16 protein-coding genes are annotated in these 19,545 nt (G+C 65.5%); 12 read left to right on the top strand and 4 right to left on the bottom strand.

Annotated features, from left to right (window positions below):
• The first annotated feature begins 53 nt into the window (after positions 1 to 53).
• From trpC to A5766_RS07180, 11 genes are all read left to right on the top strand, one after another.
• Positions 54 to 872: an indole-3-glycerol phosphate synthase TrpC gene (gene trpC, locus A5766_RS07230; protein ID WP_049698191.1), complete on the top strand. Its 819-nt coding sequence runs from the start codon at positions 54 to 56 to the stop codon at positions 870 to 872.
• A gap of 63 nt (positions 873 to 935) precedes the next feature.
• Positions 936 to 2,276, top strand: coding sequence for a tryptophan synthase subunit beta (gene trpB, locus A5766_RS07225; protein ID WP_064863643.1), 1,341 nt, complete (start codon positions 936 to 938; stop codon positions 2,274 to 2,276).
• Positions 2,273 to 3,097, top strand: a complete 825-nt coding sequence (trpA, locus tag A5766_RS07220) for a tryptophan synthase subunit alpha (RefSeq protein WP_064904059.1) — start codon at positions 2,273 to 2,275, stop codon at positions 3,095 to 3,097. Before trpB ends, trpA begins: the two co-directional genes overlap by 4 nt.
• A 73-nt stretch (positions 3,098 to 3,170) precedes the next feature.
• A complete protein-coding gene (gene lgt / locus A5766_RS07215; RefSeq protein WP_064863677.1) occupies positions 3,171 to 5,405 on the top strand; it encodes a prolipoprotein diacylglyceryl transferase in 2,235 nt (744 codons plus the stop codon).
• A gap of 366 nt (positions 5,406 to 5,771) precedes the next feature.
• Positions 5,772 to 10,343: a glutamate synthase large subunit gene (gene gltB / locus A5766_RS07210; RefSeq protein WP_064904057.1), complete on the top strand. Its 4,572-nt coding sequence runs from the start codon at positions 5,772 to 5,774 to the stop codon at positions 10,341 to 10,343.
• Positions 10,336 to 11,841: a glutamate synthase subunit beta gene (locus A5766_RS07205; protein WP_064863640.1), complete on the top strand. Its 1,506-nt coding sequence runs from the start codon at positions 10,336 to 10,338 to the stop codon at positions 11,839 to 11,841. The genes gltB and A5766_RS07205 overlap by 8 nt, the downstream gene beginning before the upstream one ends.
• Before the next feature lie 100 nt (positions 11,842 to 11,941).
• Positions 11,942 to 13,375, top strand: coding sequence for a pyruvate kinase (gene pyk / locus A5766_RS07200; protein WP_064904055.1), 1,434 nt, complete (start codon positions 11,942 to 11,944; stop codon positions 13,373 to 13,375).
• A 16-nt stretch (positions 13,376 to 13,391) separates the two neighbouring features.
• Positions 13,392 to 13,667 carry a hypothetical protein gene (locus A5766_RS07195; protein WP_064904053.1) on the top strand — a complete coding sequence of 92 codons (276 nt, stop codon included), beginning with the start codon at positions 13,392 to 13,394 and terminating at the stop codon, positions 13,665 to 13,667.
• Positions 13,668 to 13,677: 10 nt separating this feature from the next.
• Positions 13,678 to 14,556: an acyl-CoA thioesterase gene (locus A5766_RS07190; protein ID WP_064904070.1), complete on the top strand. Its 879-nt coding sequence runs from the start codon at positions 13,678 to 13,680 to the stop codon at positions 14,554 to 14,556.
• Between the two features lie 6 nt (positions 14,557 to 14,562).
• A complete protein-coding gene (locus A5766_RS23795; protein ID WP_082933566.1) occupies positions 14,563 to 15,219 on the top strand; it encodes a hypothetical protein in 657 nt (218 codons plus the stop codon).
• A gap of 108 nt (positions 15,220 to 15,327) precedes the next feature.
• On the top strand, positions 15,328 to 15,774 hold the full coding sequence (locus tag A5766_RS07180; protein WP_064862022.1) for a GNAT family N-acetyltransferase: 447 nt from the start codon (positions 15,328 to 15,330) through the stop codon (positions 15,772 to 15,774).
• Here A5766_RS07180 and A5766_RS07175 read toward each other — a convergent pair.
• The 4 genes from A5766_RS07175 to A5766_RS07165 all read right to left on the bottom strand — a co-directional run bounded on the left by A5766_RS07175 (position 15,753) and on the right by A5766_RS07165 (position 18,974).
• Positions 15,753 to 16,481, bottom strand: a complete 729-nt coding sequence (locus A5766_RS07175) for a DUF998 domain-containing protein (RefSeq protein WP_064862021.1) — start codon at positions 16,479 to 16,481, stop codon at positions 15,753 to 15,755. The two genes, A5766_RS07180 and A5766_RS07175, sit on opposite strands and share 22 nt — an antisense overlap.
• 78 nt (positions 16,482 to 16,559) lie before the next feature.
• Positions 16,560 to 17,807, bottom strand: coding sequence for an APC family permease (locus A5766_RS07170; protein WP_269449446.1), 1,248 nt, complete (start codon positions 17,805 to 17,807; stop codon positions 16,560 to 16,562).
• Positions 17,768 to 18,478: an amino acid permease gene (locus A5766_RS25285; protein WP_267625413.1), complete on the bottom strand. Its 711-nt coding sequence runs from the start codon at positions 18,476 to 18,478 to the stop codon at positions 17,768 to 17,770. The genes A5766_RS07170 and A5766_RS25285 overlap by 40 nt, the downstream gene beginning before the upstream one ends.
• Positions 18,479 to 18,632: 154 nt before the next feature.
• On the bottom strand, positions 18,633 to 18,974 hold the full coding sequence (locus tag A5766_RS07165) for a hypothetical protein (RefSeq protein ID WP_064862020.1): 342 nt from the start codon (positions 18,972 to 18,974) through the stop codon (positions 18,633 to 18,635).
• Positions 18,975 to 19,067: 93 nt separating this feature from the next.
• Between A5766_RS07165 and A5766_RS07160 the strand changes: the two genes are divergently transcribed.
• Positions 19,068 to 19,466 (top strand): YchJ family protein, encoded by a 399-nt coding sequence (locus A5766_RS07160; protein WP_064862019.1) that lies wholly within the window; start codon positions 19,068 to 19,070, stop codon positions 19,464 to 19,466.
• Positions 19,467 to 19,545 lie beyond the last annotated feature (79 nt).

Raw genomic sequence — 19,545 nt, 5'->3', positions numbered from 1 at the left:
TTCGAAGGCGGCCGTCTACCCTGAGAGCACGAACAGAAAGGGAGCCAGCTGTCGTGAGCACGCCCACCGTCCTCGATTCGATTCTCGAGGGAGTGAAAGCCGATGTCGCCGCACGTGAGGCGATCGTCGACTATGCGGCCGTCAAAAAGGCGTCCGTTGCCGCGCCGGCTCCTCGCGATGCGATGGCTGCGTTGCGCAAGACCGGAATCGGCGTCATTGCCGAGGTGAAGCGAGCGAGTCCCTCCAAGGGCGAGCTCGCCGACATCCCTGATCCAGCAGACCTCGCCGCCGCATACGAAGCGGGCGGTGCACGCATCATCAGTGTCCTCACCGAGGAACGTCGGTTCCGTGGGTCGCTCGCCGATCTCGACGCCGTCCGCGCCCGTGTCGACATCCCCGTGCTGCGCAAGGATTTCATCGTCGGGCCGTATCAGATCCACGAGGCCCGCGCCCACGGTGCGGACGTCATCCTGCTGATCGTCGCGGCACTCGAGCAGAATGTGCTCGCCTCGCTGCTCGACCGCACCGAGAGTCTCGGCATGACCGCGCTCGTCGAGGTACACACCGAGGACGAGGCCAGCCGCGCACTCGAAGCCGGTGCGTCGGTCATCGGTGTGAACAATCGCAATCTGAAAACCCTTGAGGTAGACCGCAATACGTTCGCGCGTATCGCTCCGGGTCTGCCCACCGAGACCATCCGGGTCGCAGAGTCGGGCGTGCGTGGCACTGCAGATCTGCTGGCATTCGCCGGTGCGGGTGCCGACGCGGTGCTCGTCGGCGAGGGCCTGGTCACCAGCGGAGACCCGCGCACAGCGGTCTCCGAACTCGTGACCGCCGGTACCCATCCTTCCTGTCCGAAACCCGTTCGCTGACACTCGCTTTCGATCTAGCGTCGACTTGCGTGTCACGGACGACGAGATGTCTGTGAGAGTTCCGTGACCACCGAATCCCGATCCGACGATCAACTCCAGGCCGAGTTCCCCACTGCGAGTGTCGGAGTCAGCACGCGTACGTCGTCGGAACCCGACGCGGGCGGACACTTCGGCGTGTACGGCGGACGTCACGTTCCCGAGGCGCTGATGGCGGTCATCGACGACGTGACCGCTGCCTACGAGAAGATGCGCACAGACGACGAGTTCCTCGGCGAGCTCGATCGACTGCAGCGCGACTACGTCGGACGTCCCTCGCCGCTCTACGAAGCCACGCGACTGAGCGAATTCGCCGGTGGCGCAAGGATCTTCCTGAAGCGCGAAGACCTCAACCACACCGGGTCGCACAAGATCAACAACGTGCTCGGGCAGTTGTTGCTCGCCAAGCGCATGGGTAAGACCCGCATCATCGCCGAGACCGGTGCTGGTCAGCACGGTGTTGCCACCGCCACCGGCTGCGCACTCTTCGGTATGGAGTGCATCGTCTACATGGGGCGCGTCGACACCGACCGACAGGCACTCAACGTCGCACGGATGCGACTGCTCGGTGCCGAGGTCGTCGCCGTCGACAACGGTTCGGCGACTCTGAAAGACGCGATCAACGAGGCCTTGCGCGACTGGGTGACCAACGCGCACAACACCTACTACTGCTTCGGCACCGCGGCCGGTCCGCATCCGTTCCCGATGATGGTGCGCGACCTGCAACGCATCGTCGGACTCGAAGCGCGCGCGCAGATCCTGGACCAGGCGGGTCGTCTGCCCGACGCCGTCACCGCCTGCGTTGGTGGCGGGTCCAACGCCATCGGCATCTTCCACCCCTTCCTCGACGACTCCGAGGTGCGCCTCGTCGGCTTCGAGGCCGCGGGCGACGGCGTCGAGACCGGTCGACATGCCGCGACGTTCACCGGCGGCACGCCCGGCGCATTCCAGGGCGCCTACTCGTACCTGCTTCAGGACGAAGACGGCCAGACCATCGAATCGCACTCGATCTCGGCGGGCCTGGACTACCCGGGCGTCGGGCCCGAGCACGCACAGCTCAAGGACACCGGCCGCGCCGAGTACCGTCCCATCACCGACACCGAGGCGATGGACGCGCTCGCTCTGCTCAGTCGTCGAGAGGGCATCATCCCCGCCATCGAGTCGGCACACGCACTCGCCGGAGCGTTGAAGCTCGGTAAGGAACTGGGGGAGGGCGCGATTGTTCTGGTCAGCCTCTCCGGTCGCGGCGACAAGGACGTCGACACCGCTGCGCGCTGGTTCCACCTCTTCGACCCGCCACCGTCGGAGAACGAGGTCGGCGTGACGACCGGTACCGCGGCTGCCAGCACCAGGGGGGACGTGCAATGACACAGCCGAAGGCACCCGTGCACGCGGGACCGTCGAAGTTGGGTCCGGTCTTCGAGAAGTGCCGCGCCGAGGGGCGTGCCGCGCTCATCGGGTATCTCCCCGTTGGCTACCCGACCGTCGAGAAGTCGATCGAGTCGTTCGAGACGATGGTCCGCGCGGGCTGCGACATCATCGAAGTCGGTGTGCCGTATTCGGATCCGGTCATGGACGGACCGACGATCCAGGAGGCGGCCGACCTCGCGCTGACGAACGGGGTGTGGGTCCGCGACGTGTTCCGTGCTGTCGAGGCGATCACCGCTGCGGGCGGAAACGCGGTCGTCATGAGCTACTGGAACCCCGTGCTGCAGTACGGCGTCGACAAGTTCGCGCGTGACCTGGCGGCTGCGGGCGGCGCGGGCATGATCACGCCCAACCTGATCCCGGAAGAGGGGGCCGCCTGGCACGCGGCGTCCGACGAGTTCGACCTCGACCGCATCTACCTCGTCGCACCGTCGTCGACGACCGAGCGCATCGCGCTGACCGTCGACGCGTCGCGCGGGTTCGTCTACGTGGCCTCGACGATGGGTGTCACGGGGGCGCGTGACGCGGTCTCCGACGCCGCGCCCGAACTGTGCGCACGCGTGCATGAGTACTCCGACATCCCGCTCGGCGTCGGACTCGGTGTCCGAAATCGTGAGCAGGCGTCGCAGATCGCGAGCTACGCCGATGGCGTGATCGTCGGTTCGGCACTGGTCACAGCGGCCAAGGCAGGCCAAGACCATCTGGCCGACCTGGTCACGGAACTCGCCGCAGGTGTGCGGGAACCGCGAGCAGACCTCTGACCGCCGCGGTGGCTTCGTTCGTCGGGGTGGCAGCGTCCGTTAGGGTGGCAGCGTGACAGCGCCGACGACGACGATGCTCGCTTATATCCCCAGCCCGCCGCAGGGCGTGTGGTACATCGGTTCGTTTCCGCTCCGGGCCTACGCGTTGTGCATCATCGTCGGCATCATTGTCGCCGTCTGGTGGGGAAATCGCCGGTGGATTGCCCGCGGTGGGCGCTCGGGCGAGGTTCTCGACGTCGCGATCTGGGCGGTCCCGTTCGGTTTGATCGGTGGTCGCGTCTACCACGTGCTCACCGACTGGCAGATCTACTTCGGCGACGGCGGAAAGACTCCGATCGACGCCTTCAAGATCTGGGACGGTGGTCTCGGTATCTGGGGTGCCGTGTTGTTCGGCGGCCTCGGTGCGTGGATCGGCACCAGGCGCATGGGCATCAAGTTGCCACCGTTCGCCGACGCCATCGCGCCTGCGATTCTGCTGGCCCAGGCCATCGGGCGCCTCGGCAACTACTTCAACCAGGAACTTTATGGCCGACCGACCGACGTTCCCTGGGGTCTGGAGATCTACGAGCGCGTCGACTCATCGGGACAAGCCGACCCGGGCTTGATCACGGGAGTGTCGAACGGGCACGTCGTCGCGGTTGTGCATCCGACGTTCCTGTATGAGCTCCTGTGGAACCTGCTGGTCGTCGTCATTCTCGTGCTTGTCGACCGCTACTTCCGCATCGGCCACGGCCGACTGTTCGCGCTGTACGTCGTCGGCTATTGCATCGGACGATTCGGCGTCGAGCTCATGCGCTCCGACCCCGCCTTCACCCACATCGCCGGCGTCCGCATCAACGTATTCACCGCGGCACTCGGCATCGTCTGCGGTGCGATCTACTTCATCGTCGCGCCCCGCGGGCGGGAGCAAGGGCTCGAGGTCTACTGGCCCGAACGGGCCGCCGAGCTCGAAGAACTCGGCCACACGGGCGCCTACTTCGACGACGACATCGACGACGAGGACGACGGCGAGCACTTCTTCGACGACGACGATGAGTCCGACGACGAAGAGTCCGAGAACGACGAAACCGAGAAGAACAAGACCGAGAAGAACGAGCTCGAAAACGGCGTAGCGGCTCGCGATGAGGAGTCGGACGACTCGTCGTCGAAGGCGATCCCGGTCGCGGCCGCTGGGGTCGCGGCGGGCGCGGTTGCCGTTGGCGGTGTCGCTGCCGCCGGCGCAGACGACGAGCCGTCGGACGGCGTGGTGACAGAGCCTGACGCCGACGAGGCTGACGTCGAAGAAGTAGATGATGTTGACGTCGATGAGGCTGACGTCGATGCCGACGTAGAGCCGGCCCGCGACGACGCCGACGTCGAGCAGGATGACGTCGACTCAGAGCCGGTCGACGCTGATGGGGAGGCCGAAGCCACGGATGTCGGAGATGACGTTGAGTCCGACGCCGGCGAGACCGAGACGGACTCGAGCGCCGCAGCTGACTCGGACGCTGAGCCCGACTCGGACGCTGATCCTGATGAGCACACCCCCGCGGGCGACGAAGCCGTGGAAGATGGAAGTGACTCCGCCGCCACCGAGTCCGATGTCACCGAGTCTGATGCCACCGAGTCTGATGCCACAGAGTCCGGTGTGACAGAGGCCGGTGACGCAGAGTCCGGTGCCGCCGAACCTGCTCGGTCCGATGCGGCGGATGATCCGACCGACGAAGGGGTTCCGATGAGCAGCGCTGAAGACGAAGCCGTGACAGCCGACGAGATCGCGGAGGGCCTGTCCGAAGACATCGAGGACAAAGCCGACGACGAGGGCGACACCAGCCCGTCGGGCGTCGACGAGGATGAGGCCGAACTCGCCGACGGGCAGGAGATCAACGCGGGTGGCCCCGATCCCGTTCTCGACGAGAACGAGGAGATCGTGTCCAAGATCATCCCGGGGACCGGCGAATCCGCTGATGCGAAACCGTGGAACCCCGAAAACGATCCGGCTCGACCTGACGGCGTGATCACCGAGTCGGAGCTTCTCGAGGAGTCCGATTCAGAGTCCGACACGACCCCCGGCGACAGCGCCGACATCGACGCCGAAGAGGTCGCCGAGAGCATCGCCGAGGATGCCGAGGCCGCTGCCGATGACGACGGCGCCGCGACTGCAGAAGGTGTGGACGAGGCCGAAGAGGTTCTCGCCGACGGCCAGATGACGAACGCGGGCGGCCCCGACGCCGTCGTCGACGAGAACGAAGAGATCGACGCCAAGATCATCCCGGGCACCGGCGAGTCGGCCGACGCCAAGCCGTGGAAGCCTGGGAACTCGCAGTAGCTCGACTCACTCGGGCGCCTGCCCCGGTACCGGGTCGTCGGCCTCGTGTGGGCTGCAGGAAGTAGGGGAAGGGTTCTTTCCGCGGCTTTTTTGCGTGTCCCCGCGAAGTTTTTAGGGGAGAGGTCTGGGAGTAGGGGAAGGATTCTTTCCCCTAGATTCTGCGCACCGGCCCGACGGCCCGACCTCCCGAACCCCAACCCCCGCGCGGCGTCGAAGACCACGCGGCGGGCGGTGGTCGGATAGAGTGAGATCTCACCCGGGAACACGCGTCCCCAACGGCGTCGTGTCCTGACACCTGCTCCACGGGCCAGCGCTGTCCCTGAGGACTTCAGCATTTGATTCACGCGAATCGAGTGGAGGCTCGTGATGTTGTTTTCTGCGCTCCCGGCCAAACAGGGCCTGTACGACCCAGAGACAGAAGTGGACTCGTGTGGCGTCGCGATGGTTGCCGACATCCACGGTCGACGGTCGCATTCGATTGTCGCCGACGGTCTGCTCGCGCTCGAGAACCTCGAACACCGCGGTGCGGCAGGCGCTGAGCCCAACAGCGGCGACGGCGCAGGCATCCTCATCCAGCTGCCCGACGAATTGTTCCGTGGGACAGTCGATTTCGCGCTTCCGGCGCCGTCGCAGACCGGCGCGAACACCTACGCTGCCGGCACCTGCTTCCTGCCGATGGACCAGGCGGCCCGGCGCGATGCGATGGACCGCGTCTCGGCGCTCGCCGAGGCAGAGGGCATCACCATCCTCGGGTGGCGTGACCTCCCGGTCGACGTCGACGGCGCAGACATCGGCGAGACCGCAGTCGGCTGCATGCCCTTCATGGCGCAGTTGTTCGTCACTGTCGAACCGGAACCGGGACAACCACGGCTCGGCGGCGTCGACCTCGACCGCTACATCTATCCGTTCCGCAAGCAGGCCGAGCGAATCACACCCGAGTTCGAGGCCGCAGGCACCGGGTTGTACGTCGCGTCGCTGTCGAGTCGCACCATGGTCTACAAGGGCATGCTCACGACGATGCAGTTGCCGCTCTACTACCCCGACCTGCGCGACGATCGTTGCCTGAGTGCCATCGCCATCGTCCACTCGCGGTTCTCCACCAACACCTTCCCGTCGTGGCCGCTCGCGCACCCGTTCCGGTTCGTCGCGCACAACGGTGAGATCAACACCGTGCGTGGCAACCGCAACCGCATGCGGGCCCGCGAGGCTCTGCTCGAGACAGACCTCATTCCCGGCGACCTCAAGCGCGCGTTCCCGATCTGCACACCCGAAGCCTCCGATTCGGCGTCGCTCGACGAGGTCCTCGAACTCCTCCACCTCGGTGGACGCAGCGTGCCGCACGCGGTGATGCTGATGGTGCCGGAGGCGTGGGAGAACGTCCCGTCGATGGACCCCAAGCGCCGCGCGTTTCTGCAGTTCAACGCGTCACTGATGGAGGCGTGGGACGGTCCCGCATGTGTCACGTTCACGGACGGAACCGTCGTCGGCGCCGTGCTCGACCGCAACGGGCTGCGCCCCGGACGCTGGTGGCAGACCCGCGACGGACGGGTCATCCTCGCCTCAGAGTCCGGCGTCCTCGACGTTCCGGTCGACGACGTGGTCTCCAAGGGACGCCTCGAACCGGGTCGGATGTTCCTCGTCGACACTGCGCAGGGACGGATCATCCCCGACGAAGAGATCAAGGGCGATCTCATGCGTTCGGAACCCTACGACGAATGGCTGCACGCAGGCCTCCTCGACATCGCCACACTCCCGCCGCGCCCGGTCTACAAGCCCAACCACGACACTGTCGTGCGACGCCAGGTGTCGTTCGGCTACACCGAAGAAGACCTGCGGGTCTTGCTGACCCCGATGGCGGCGTCGGGTTACGAACCACTCGGCTCGATGGGCACCGACACGCCCGTCGCCGTGATGTCGCAGCGGTCGCGACTGCTCTACGACTACTTCGTCGAACTGTTCGCCCAGGTCACCAACCCGCCGCTCGATGCGATCCGCGAGGAGATCGTCACCTCGATGGCGCGCGTGATGGGACCCGAGCAGAATCTGCTCGCACCGACTGCGGCGTCGTGTCGACAGATCATGCTGCACTGGCCGGTCATCGACAACGACGATCTCGCCAAGCTCGTCCACATCAACGACGACGGCGACAACCCGGGACTCTCCGCGAAAGTTCTCCACGGCCTCTACGAGGTGGCCCGTGGCGGCGAGGGCCTCGCCGATGCGCTCGAAGATCTTCGACGCCGCGCCAGCCAGGCGATCGCGGAGGGACACAGCACGCTCGTCGTCTCGGACAGGCACTCCGACCGTGAGCACGCGCCGATTCCTTCACTGCTGGCTGCGTCTGCAGTGCATCACCATCTCGTCCGCACCAAGGAGCGCACGAAGATCGCGCTCATCGTCGAGTCGGGCGACGCGCGCGAAGTGCACCACATCGCACTGCTTATCGGGTTCGGCGCTGCGGCGGTCAACCCTTATCTGGCACTCGAATCGATCGAGGACCTGATCGCCGAGGGCGAGCTGACCGGTGTCAGGCCGTCGAAGGCCAAGCGCAACTACATCGAGGCGCTCGGCAAGGGCGTGCTGAAGGTGATGAGCAAGATGGGCATCTCGACCATCAGCTCGTACACGGCGTCGCAGGCGTTCGAGGCCGTCGGTCTCTCGTCTGCGGTCGTCAAGGAGTACTTCACCAGAACGGTCTCGCGGATCGAGGGCGTCGGGCTCGACGAACTCGCCGAGGAAGTCCGCATCCGGCATCACCGCGCGTTCCCGCACAACCCGACCGAGCAGGTCTATCGACGACTCGAGGTCGGCGGCGAGTACCAATATCGCCGCGAGGGCGAGTTGCACATGTTCACCCCGGAGACGGTGTTCTTGCTCCAGCACGCCACCAAGACCGGACGCGACGACGTATTCCAGGCGTACTCGGACAAGGTCGACGATCAGTCGCGTAAAGGCGGCACGCTGCGCGGACTGTTCGAACTGGACTTCTCGGGTCGCGACCCCGTGCCGCTCGACGAGGTCGAGCCGATCGAGTCGATCATGACCCGCTTCAACACGGGCGCGATGAGCTACGGCTCGATCTCCGCCGAGGCACACGAGACCATCGCGATCGCCATGAACCGCATCGGTGGTCGGTCCAACTCCGGTGAGGGCGGCGAGGACACCGACCGTCTCTACGATCCTGAACGACGCAGCGCGGTCAAGCAGGTCGCGTCGGGTCGGTTCGGCGTGACGAGCGACTACCTCACCAACGCCACCGACATCCAGATCAAGATGGCGCAGGGTGCCAAGCCCGGTGAGGGCGGTCAGCTCCCCGCGTACAAGGTGTACCCGTGGATCGCGAAGACACGACATTCGACGCCGGGCGTCGCGCTCATCTCGCCGCCGCCGCACCACGACATCTACTCCATCGAAGATCTCGCGCAACTGATCCACGATCTGAAGAACGCCAATTCCGACGCGCGGATCCACGTGAAGCTGGTGAGTGCTGTCGGCGTTGGCACCGTCGCGACCGGCGTCTCCAAAGCCCACGCCGACGTCGTGCTCATCTCCGGATACGACGGAGGAACGGGAGCGTCGCCGCTCACCTCGCTCAAGCACGCGGGCACACCCTGGGAGATCGGCCTCGCCGACGCCCAGCAGACGTTGATGCTGAACGGGTTGCGCGATCGCATCACCGTGCAGTGCGACGGTGCCCTCCGCACGGGTCGCGATGTCATCATGGCGGCGTTGCTCGGTGCCGAGGAGTACGGCTTCTCGACCGCACCGCTGATCGTGTCCGGGTGCATCATGATGCGCGTCTGCCACCTCGACACCTGCCCGGTCGGCGTCGCGACGCAGAACCCGGTGTTGCGTTCGCGGTTCACCGGCCAGGCCGAGCACATCGTCAACTTCTTCCGATTCATCGCGGAGGACGTGCGAAAGTACCTGGCGCAGTTGGGATATCGCACGCTCGACGACGCGATCGGACAGTCGCAGCGGTTGCATACCGACACCGCCGTCGCCCACTGGAAGAGCAAGGGACTCGATCTCAGTCCGATCTTCCGTCGCATCGAGGACAAGGGACCGACCCGCCGCGTGCGCGGTCAGGACCACGGCCTCGACAAGGCGCTCGACCAGACGCTCATCCAACTCGCCGAAGGTGCACTCGAAGATGCGCACCCGGTGACGCTCGAACTTCCGGTCCGCAACGTCAACCGCACCGTCGGCACGCTGCTCGGTTCGGAGGTGACCCGACGCTACGGCGCTGAAGGGCTCGCCGAGGACACCATCACCGTCGAACTCACGGGTTCGGCAGGGCAGTCGCTCGGCGCGTTCCTGCCGCCGGGCGTCACCATCAAGCTCACCGGTGACACCAACGATTACGTCGGCAAGGGTCTGTGTGGCGGCAAGATCGTGGTTGCTCCGCACGAGGATGCCTGGTTCATCGCAGAAGACCAGGTCATCGCGGGTAACACCATTCTCTACGGCGCGACGTCGGGCGAGGTGTACCTGCGCGGCAAGGTCGGCGAGCGGTTCTCCGTGCGCAACTCGGGCGCCACCGCGGTGGTCGAAGGCGTCGGCGATCACGCCTGCGAGTACATGACCGGCGGTCGCGTCGTGATCCTCGGACCCACCGGCCGCAACATGGCAGCGGGCATGTCCGGCGGTATCGCCTTCGTCTACGACCTCGACGAAACCAAGGTCAACGGCGCGATGGTCGAGCTTCTCCGACCCGACCCCGACGACCTGCGCTGGCTGCACGAACACATCACGAAGCACACCGAGCTCACCGGATCGGCGATCGGCGCGTCGATGCTCGCCGACTGGCCACGGCGATGCCTGGCCTTCACCAAGGTGATGCCCACCGACTACAAGCGCGTCCTCGACGCGGCCAGGATGGCCGAAGCCGAAGGGCGAGACGTTGATTCAGCGATCATGGAGGCGGCACGTGGCTGACCCACGCGGATTCCTGGAAATCGGGAAGAAGGAAGCAAAGTATCGTCCGGTCGCCGAGCGCGTGCAGGACTGGGAAGACGTGTACGCGCACGGCTTCGACCCTGTCGCGTCGCTCAACGAGGTGTCCGAGCAGGCCCGTCGGTGTATGGACTGCGGAATCCCGTTCTGCCACTCCGGAACTGCGGGCTGTCCGTTGGGAAATCTGATTCCCGAGTGGAACGACCTCGTGCGTCGTGGTCGGTGGGATGCGGCGAGCGCGCGTCTGCACGCGACCAACAACTTCCCCGAGTTCACCGGAATGGTCTGTCCCGCACCGTGTGAGGCGGCGTGTGTGCTGTCGATCTCCGAGCCGACGACCGGAGGCAGCGTGACGATCAAACGCATCGAGAAGACGATCGCCTACGAGTCGTGGGCAGAGGGCATCATCGGCCCCGAAGCGCCGGATGCGAAGTCGGGCAAGTCGGTTGCCGTTGTGGGCTCCGGTCCCGGCGGATTGGCGGCAGCGCAACAGCTGACCCGCGCAGGCCACGACGTCACGGTCTACGAGAGAGACGACCGCGTCGGTGGTCTCCTGCGCTACGGCATCCCCGAGTACAAGCTGCAGAAGTCGGACATCGAGCGGCGCGTTGCCCAGATGCGCGCTGAGGGAACACAATTCGTCGTCAACTGCGACGTCGGTATCGATCTCACGGTCGACGAACTGCGCAGCAGGCACGACGCCGTCGTGCTCGCGATCGGTGCGATGAAGGCACGCGACAACCCGGTCCCGGGACGTGAGCTCAACGGAGTGCACCTCGCGATGGAACACCTCGTCCCCGCCAACAAGGAGTGCGAGGGAGACGGGCCGTCGCCGATCAGCGCGGCCGGGAAACACGTCGTCATCATCGGCGGCGGCGACACCGGAGCCGACTGCCTCGGAACCGCGCATCGCCAGGGCGCAGCGTCGGTGGTCCAACTCGACTACAACGCCGAACTACCCAGCGACCGTGACGACAACCGTTCACCGTGGCCGACCTGGCCGCTTGTCATGCGGACGTCGAGTGCGCACGCGGAGGGCGGCGAACGCAAATACCAGGTTGCGGTGCAACGATTCGTCGGTGACGCCGACGGCAACGTGACGACGATGGTGCTCGCCGAAGTGAAGGTAGTACGCGAGCCCGACGGCCGACGGGTGATCACCCCGGTCAGCGACGAGTTCGAGATCCCTTGCGAGTTGGCACTTTTCGCGATCGGGTTCGAAGGCGTACGCGACACGGCGCTTCTGACCGATCTGGGGATCGAGCCCAACCGCCGCGGCAACATCTCGTGCGGAAGCGACTGGCAGACCGACGCGCCCGGCGTGTTCGTGTGCGGCGACGCCCATCGCGGAGCGTCGTTGGTGGTGTGGGCGATTGCCGAGGGACGTTCGACAGCACGCGCCGTCGACGAATTCCTCATGGGTGCCTCGGATTTACCGTCACCGGTAAAACCAGCCCAACTCCCGCTGTCGGTTCGCTGACCACCGCGCAACACTGCGCGAAGCAACGTCGCGTAGACGTCCGATGACAACTCAGGTGTAACGATGGCTATGCCGAAACGAGCGGACTAAGGTGAGCACAGTGGAACGCCGAACCAAGATCGTCTGCACCCTGGGTCCAGCTACCAATAGCGAAGAGAGGCTGAAGGAACTCGTCGACGCCGGAATGGACGTCGCGCGACTCAATTTCAGCCACGGCACGCACGACGACCACAAAGTGGTCTACGAAAGAGTGCGAAAGGCCAGCGACAACGCTGAGAAGGCCGTCGGCATCCTCGCCGACCTCCAGGGACCCAAGATCCGACTGGGCAAATTCGAAGACGACGGCGCGCTCAACGGCGAAGTCATGTGGAACACCGGCGACACCGTGCGCATCACCACCGACGACATCGTCGGAACGCACGACCGCGTGTCGACCACCTACAAGCGACTCGCCGACGACGCCGTCCCCGGCGACCGGCTGCTCGTCGACGACGGCAAGGTTGGCCTCGTGGTCACCGACGTCGAAGGCAACGACGTGGTCTGCACCGTCACCGAAGGTGGCCCGGTCTCCAACAACAAGGGCCTCTCACTGCCCGGCATGAACGTCTCGGTGCCCGCGATGAGCGAGAAAGACATCTCCGACCTCGAATTCGCCCTCGGCCTCGGTGTCGACCTCGTGGCACTGTCGTTCGTGCGCAGCCCCGCCGACATCGAACTCGTCCACGAGGTCATGGACCGTGTCGGCCGCCGCGTACCCGTCATCGCCAAGCTCGAGAAGCCCGAGGCCATCGACAACCTCGAGGCCATCGTCCTCGCCTTCGACGCGATCATGGTCGCCCGCGGCGACCTCGGCGTCGAACTTCCGCTCGAAGAAGTGCCGCTCGTGCAGAAGCGTGCCATCCAGATGGCCCGCGAGAACGCCAAGCCGGTGATCGTGGCAACGCAGATGCTCGACTCCATGATCGAGAACTCGCGCCCCACACGCGCCGAGGCATCCGACGTCGCCAACGCCGTGCTCGACGGCGCCGACGCCGTGATGCTCTCCGGCGAGACATCGGTCGGCAAATGGCCCATCGAGGCGGTTCGCACCATGAACCGGATCTGCAAGGCCGTCGAGGGAAGCTCCCGCGACGTCCCGCCGCTGTCGCACGTCCCACGCACCAAGCGCGGCATCATCTCCTACGCCGCACGCGACATCGGCGAACGCCTCGAAGTCAAAGCCCTCGTCGCGTTCACCCAGTCCGGTGACACGGTTCGACGACTCGCGCGCCTGCACTCACGGCTCCCGCTCCTGGCGTTCACGCCCACCCAGGCCGTGCGCAGCCAACTCGCCCTGAGCTGGGGCACCGAGACGTTCATCGTCGACCGCGTCGACACCACCGACAACATGATCGACCAGGTCGACCTGCAACTCCTGCGCATCGGCAGGCTGCGCGACGGCGACGTGGTCGTCATCGTCGCCGGCGCGCCCCCCGGCACCGTCGGCTCGACGAACATGATTCACGTGCACCGCATCGGCGAGCAGGACCACTGAGTTATCTGCGCGGCTCGTGGCTGCGCCTCTTGCCCCGTTCTTCCTCCTCATCGCATCGTCGCTTCGCTCCTCGCTCTTCGTCGTGCAGAACGGGGCGGCGCAGCCACGAGCCGACGCTGCCCGCATCGTCGCTGCGCTCCTCGCTCTTCGTCGTGCAGAACGGGGTGGCGCATCCACGAGCCGACGCCAGATCGCATCGTCGCTTCGCTCCTCGCTCTTCGACGCTGCCGCCATCGTCGCTTCGCTCCTCGCTCGTGCACCGGCCGCACCTCCTCTGCGGCTGACCGCATAGGGTGATCTGCATGACAACCGACGTGTCCGAGGATCTCGGCACACTCCTCGACCTGCTCGACGTCGAACGACGTGAGGACGACCTGTTCATCGGGCAGCACCCCGAGCAGAAGACCGCGCGCACCTTCGGCGGGCAGATGCTCGGGCAGGGCGTCGTCGCGGCGGGACGCACCCTCACGCGCGGGAACCCTCCCGTCCACGCATTGCACGCACACTTCATCCGCGGCGGCGACGTCAAGAAGCCCATGGAATACCACGTCGACCGCTTCCGCGACGGCAAGTCATTCGCCAACCGGCAGGTGACCGCGATGCAAGACGACGAGGTCATCTTCACCATGCTCGTCGCATTCCAGGACAACGCCGCGGGCCTCGAGCACGCCGTCGAGATTCCCCAGGTGCCCTACCCGGAAGAGTTGCCGCCGCTTGGCGAGCACTTCAAGGGCTTCGAAGACCGCATTGCCACCTTCGTCAACGCACTGCATCCCATCGACATCCGCTTCGCCAACGATCCGTCATGGAAGATGCGCGAAGCCGGAGAGACGTTGCGCGACAACAGAGTATGGATGAAGACCGACGGCGTCATGCCCGACGATCCGCTACTCCACGTCGCGGCGATGTGCTACGCATCGGACACCACGGTGCTCGACTCGATCATCACGACGCACGGGCTTTCCTGGGGCATCGACCGACTGTTTGCGGCAACTGTCAACCACTCGATGTGGTTCCATCGTGACTTCCGGTTCGACGAGTGGATGCTGTACGCCACGCGATCGCCGGTCGCCACCGGCTCGCGCGGGATGGGCTCGGGCCGATTCTGGAAGCGGGACGGAACCCTTGCGACCTCCGTCGTGCAAGAAGCCCTGATCAAATACTTCCCTCCGAAGGAGTGACACGTAGTGCAGCCGGGATCATGGTCGGGCCAACACCCACAGGCACCGCAACACCCACACGGGCAGGAATATCCCCAGTCGCAGGAATATCCCCAGTCGCAGGAATATCCCCAGTCGCAGGAACATCCAGAGGCGCAGCAATACTCCCACAAGCAGGAGTATCCGCAGACGTTCCAGCAGCCGCAGTACCCGACTGACGCGCAGCAGGGGACAACCGAATTCTGGCTCGACTCGGGTGCCGCGCTGCCGCGACGCGAGTGGCAGCACAAGACTCGCGTACCGGTCATCGTCGGGACGTCGATCGCGATGGTCGTGTTCGCTGGCCTCGCCGTGTCCGCGATTGTGCTCGGGGTCAACTACACACCCCAGTTCACTGCAATCGGAGGTGTCCCGGTCAGCTGCGCGTCATGGGAGACCACCGCCAATGGCGGCACCATTTCCGACAAAACGGTTGTCACCATCTACAGCGAAACGGGCGGAAAACTCGCGACAGCACCGCTTGAGCGCCACAGCACAGAGCAGCAGCAGTGCGTCCTGAGGTTCTCTGCCAAGGGTGTCGACGCCGACAAGAGCGGCTATGTCGTGCACCTGGGAGACACCTTCGCGCAACCGGTTTCGGGTTCGGCGCTGGAGCGTGGAGTGGTTTTCCGCCCCACGTCATGACGCCTGGCGCCACGTGAGAACGATGCGCCTCCCACTGCAGATGCTTCAGGCCCGTGCCTGGCCCGCCGAATGTGCGACACCGATGAACACCCGAGAGTGAGACGACTGATGACCACGACAATCGCGCCGCTGACCCAGGCAGATCGACGGGACTGGGCTCCGCTGTGGGCGGGGTACCTGACGTTCTACGAGCACGAACTGAGCGAGGAACAGTCGGACCTGACGTTCGCCCGAATCCTCGACCCCGACTACCCGATGTTCGGTGCTATCGCGCGCGACGAGACCGGACGGGCGATCGGCATCGTGCACTGGCTGACGCACGCGTCAACGTGGAGCGACGCGCCCTACACGTACCTCGAAGACCTGTTCGTGGCGCCCGACGTCCGTCGGAGCGGCGCTGGGCGTGCGCTCATCGATCACGTGCTCGAGTGGACTCGCAACCAGGGGCTACCGAAGGTCTACTGGCAGACTGCACGTGACAATGCGACGGCCCGTTCGCTGTACGACACGATCGCGTCGAACGACTTCGTCGTCTACGAGGTCGAACTCACCTGAGCCGGCGTGCTGGTTGCGGCGCTGGCCTGACTGCGAGTGCGCTGCGCACACACCGCGAAGCCCCACAGAATCAGCCACACCGACATACCTCCGACCTGGATTCGCTGCGCCAGACCGAGGTAGTAGTCGCCGTGCAGGTTGTCGGCGATCAACATCCACGCGGTGGTCACCGCGACGACGACGAGCACGCCGAGCCCGGCCGTCCGGAGTAGTGGCCAGATCCGCGGGCGCTGCCGGTAAGCCGCCACCACGCCCGCGATCATCGTGATGAAGATGGCGAACACGGCGATCGTGCTGGTCAACGCGTGTATGTGATGCAGCTGGGGGAGAAGCCCGCTCGGTTCGTACGGGCAGTCCTTGTCGACGCCGGGTATGCAATCGATGGGCGCGAGCGCGTCGGCCAATGTCGCTGCGCCGAACACGCCGAACGAGATCACAGCGATCCGCGCGTACACCCCACTCACGATCGGACGCGGAAGGAAGAGGATCAGCGCCGAGGACACCGCGAAGATCGCGGTGAGGATGTCGCCCGTCTCGTACACCGCCCGATGGGGACGGTGAGCGGCGTCGAGTTCGCTGAGGAAGCTGTTCAGCGGGTCGAGCGGACTCGACCAGAAGAACTCGAGCACCCACGAGGAGTAGCAGATGCCGGCCAGTGCGATGAGGATTCCCGCGGTGATACGGCGGGTCGTCGACAACGATGGCATTCGATCAGATTAGTCCACCGAAGAAGGGGCGCCTCACGCCTTACCCCGCTACTCACCCCTGCTGCGACCTGTGCACATTCACGACGACATCGCATGGCGCGCGTCGACGCTCGTGCGGGTCCTCGTGACCAACGCGGGTGTAGTGCGCTTCAGGGTGCGCTCGAGGTCGTCGGCGCGTCCCGAGGACAACAATCGTGCGCGCGCGTCCGAAGCGGTGTCGGGGATGATGACGAGCACATCGTCGTTACGCGCGAGGTCGGCGATATGGTCGGCCAGGATGTCGACGACAGAGTCCTCGTCCGGCGCACGCAGTTCGACCAGGTGGTCGAGGGGGTGAAACCGCCGCCACTCCGCGGCGAAGTCATCGTGCCCGCGAGTCGATTCCCCGTCGGTAGCCCCTTCTCTTGCGTCACCGTCGATGACGACGTGCAGCGCCATGACCTCGCGACCGAATGCGCGTGCAGCGTGCAGCGCGTCGTTGGTGGCACAGCACAGCGGTGACGAGACGGGTACGACGGCGAGGCCCTGGCCGGCGAAGGAGTGTCGACGGTGTTCGCCGGAGTGTGACGTGTCGGCGGCTGTGCGAATGTCGAGTTCCCGTGTGCGTCGATAACTTCTGGCCAGCAACTCCATCGCTGCCACGAGCAGTGCCAGGACGAGGATGACCCAGAGTGAACCCTCGCCGGCTTTCATCACGGTGAGGACCACGGCCGCCACGGCTGTGAGCACGGCGCCGAAGCCGTTGAGAGCCGCGCGTCGTCGCCAACCGTGTGAACGCGTCACCGACCAGTGACGCACCAGCCCGACCTGCGCGAGCGTGAAGCCGATGAACACGCAGATGGCGAACAACGGGACGAGGGCATTGACGTCTCCACCCGAGACGACGATCAGTAGCGCGGATGCCCCCGCGAGGATCAGCACCCCGTTGCGGTACACGCCGTTGCGAGTCCTGCGGGTGAGCCGATGCGGTAGGTGATCGTCGCTCGCAACAACTTTCATCAGTTGCGGCAACCCGCCGAATGACGTGTTCGCAGCCAGAGCGAGCAGCACGATTGTGGCTATCTGCACCACGTAATACATTGCGCCGCGGCCGAATACGCTCTCTGTCAGTTGTGACAGCACGGTGACGCCTGCCTGCGGGTGGATGTGCAGACGCTCCACGAGGGCGGCAATGCCGAGCATCATCGCACCGAGGAGTACACCGAGCGCCACCTCCGCACGCTGCGCGCGACGGATCCGATTCTCTCTGAACTGCGGCGTCGCATTGGCGATGGCTTCGACTCCGGTCAAAGCCGCACAGCCGTTGGAGAATGCCTTGAGTACCAACAGGATTCCGATCGTGCCGACGGTCTGTGAGTCGACCTGCGGGCACTGTGGTTGCCGCCGCTGACGAGGCCGACGACAATCACCGACGCGATGCTCACCACGAACACAACGGTCGGGGTGATGAAAGCCCTGGCGCTGCTGACGATTCCGCGCAGATTGACGGCTGTGATCAGTGCGAGCACCGCGAGCGCGATCCAGACGGTGTAGCGCCCAGCGGAGGGAAATGCGGACGTGAGTGCGGCGGTTCCGGCAGTCACCGATACGGCAACGTTGAGGACATAGTCGATCACGAGCGACGCCGCGGCGACCAATGATGCGCGGCGCCCGAGATGGGCTTTCGCGACAGCGTAGGCGCCGCCACCGTCGGGGAACGCGGCGATCAGTTGTCGATAGGAGAGCACCAACACCGCCAGGAGTACGACGATCGCGGCGCTGACGGGAAGCGTGAGTCCCAACGCGTTGCCACCTGCCGCGGCGAGTGCGAGGACGATTGCCTCGGGCCCGTAGGCGACCGACGCCATCGCATCCAACGAGAGAGCTGCCAGCCCCGTCGTCGCGGTCAGGCGACGCTTGTCGCGTTGAGGTGAAGCTTTTGGCTGGTCAGCCGAGGAGTTCGACAATGATGTCTCGTCGCGCGCCCATGCTCGCGTAAGTGTTCCGGGTAATGCCACGAAGGACGTTGTATCGCTGGTGGATGGGTGCGCGAGCGTCTCTGACGCGAATTTGACGCCGACCGGGCGGTTCTTGACGTAGCTCTACCGCAGACTGCTTCTTACCCCAGACCGGCTTCTTACCCCTGACCACTGTCGCCCGGCGCGGCGCGTGTCAGGCGGCGTGACGGTCGGCGGCGCGAACATCGGCGAGCAATCCGCCGGGATCGACAACCATGATCACGGGTCCGAGGGTGTCGCTCGCGCGCTCGATGACCGCGTCGATCTGCGTCGGATCTGCGGGATCGGCGATGACCGTCACGACCCGATCGCGCACGGCCGCATCGACGTAGGGGACGAGATCGTGACCACGGGTCCCTGCGATGGCGAGGTTCTTCCCCCGATCGAGAATCTGTCGGGCGAGCGAGTGAGCTCGAACGCTGCCGTCCATGATCAGCACGACGGTGTCGGCGTGCGCGGTGCGGATGACTGATGGTTGGTGAGTGATCGTTGTCATGTCACCATCACAGTCGCCGACGCTGCCACCGTGATGGGCGGACGCTGGCAGTCGGCTGGGACCATTGGTCGTGGCCGCATATGCTGGGCCGCCATGAGCACGATGATCGACGACGATGCGCGCTGCCCGTGCGGAACCGGTCTGACCTTCGCCGAGTGCTGCGGGCCGATCCTGCGCGGAGAGCGTCGTGCCCCGACTGCCGAAGCGTTGATGCGATCCCGATTCACCGCGTTCGCCGTCGGCGACCGAAATCACCTGCTGCGCAGCTGGCATCCCGACACCCGACCGGGCGACCTGGAACTCGATGACGGCATGCGGTGGCTGCGTCTCGACATCGAATCGGTGAACGGCGGCGGTCCTTTCGATACGACAGGCACGGTCGAATTCACGGCGTTCTATCGGGCCGATGGACGTCGAGGGCAGATGCACGAACTCTCGACATTCAGCCGATTCGACGGCTCCTGGGTCTACGTCGACGGGACGGTCGAGTAGCGCAGCTTGGCCCCTGCAGTGCGTCCGGGAGAACCGGTGCATACAAGCCGTGCACATAGGCGCTGGTCAGCGCACGAGC

Source organism: Gordonia sp. 852002-51296_SCH5728562-b (genome assembly GCF_001665475.1).
Classification (GTDB): domain Bacteria; phylum Actinomycetota; class Actinomycetes; order Mycobacteriales; family Mycobacteriaceae; genus Gordonia; species Gordonia sputi.
This window is presented reverse-complemented; position numbering and strand designations above follow the sequence as displayed.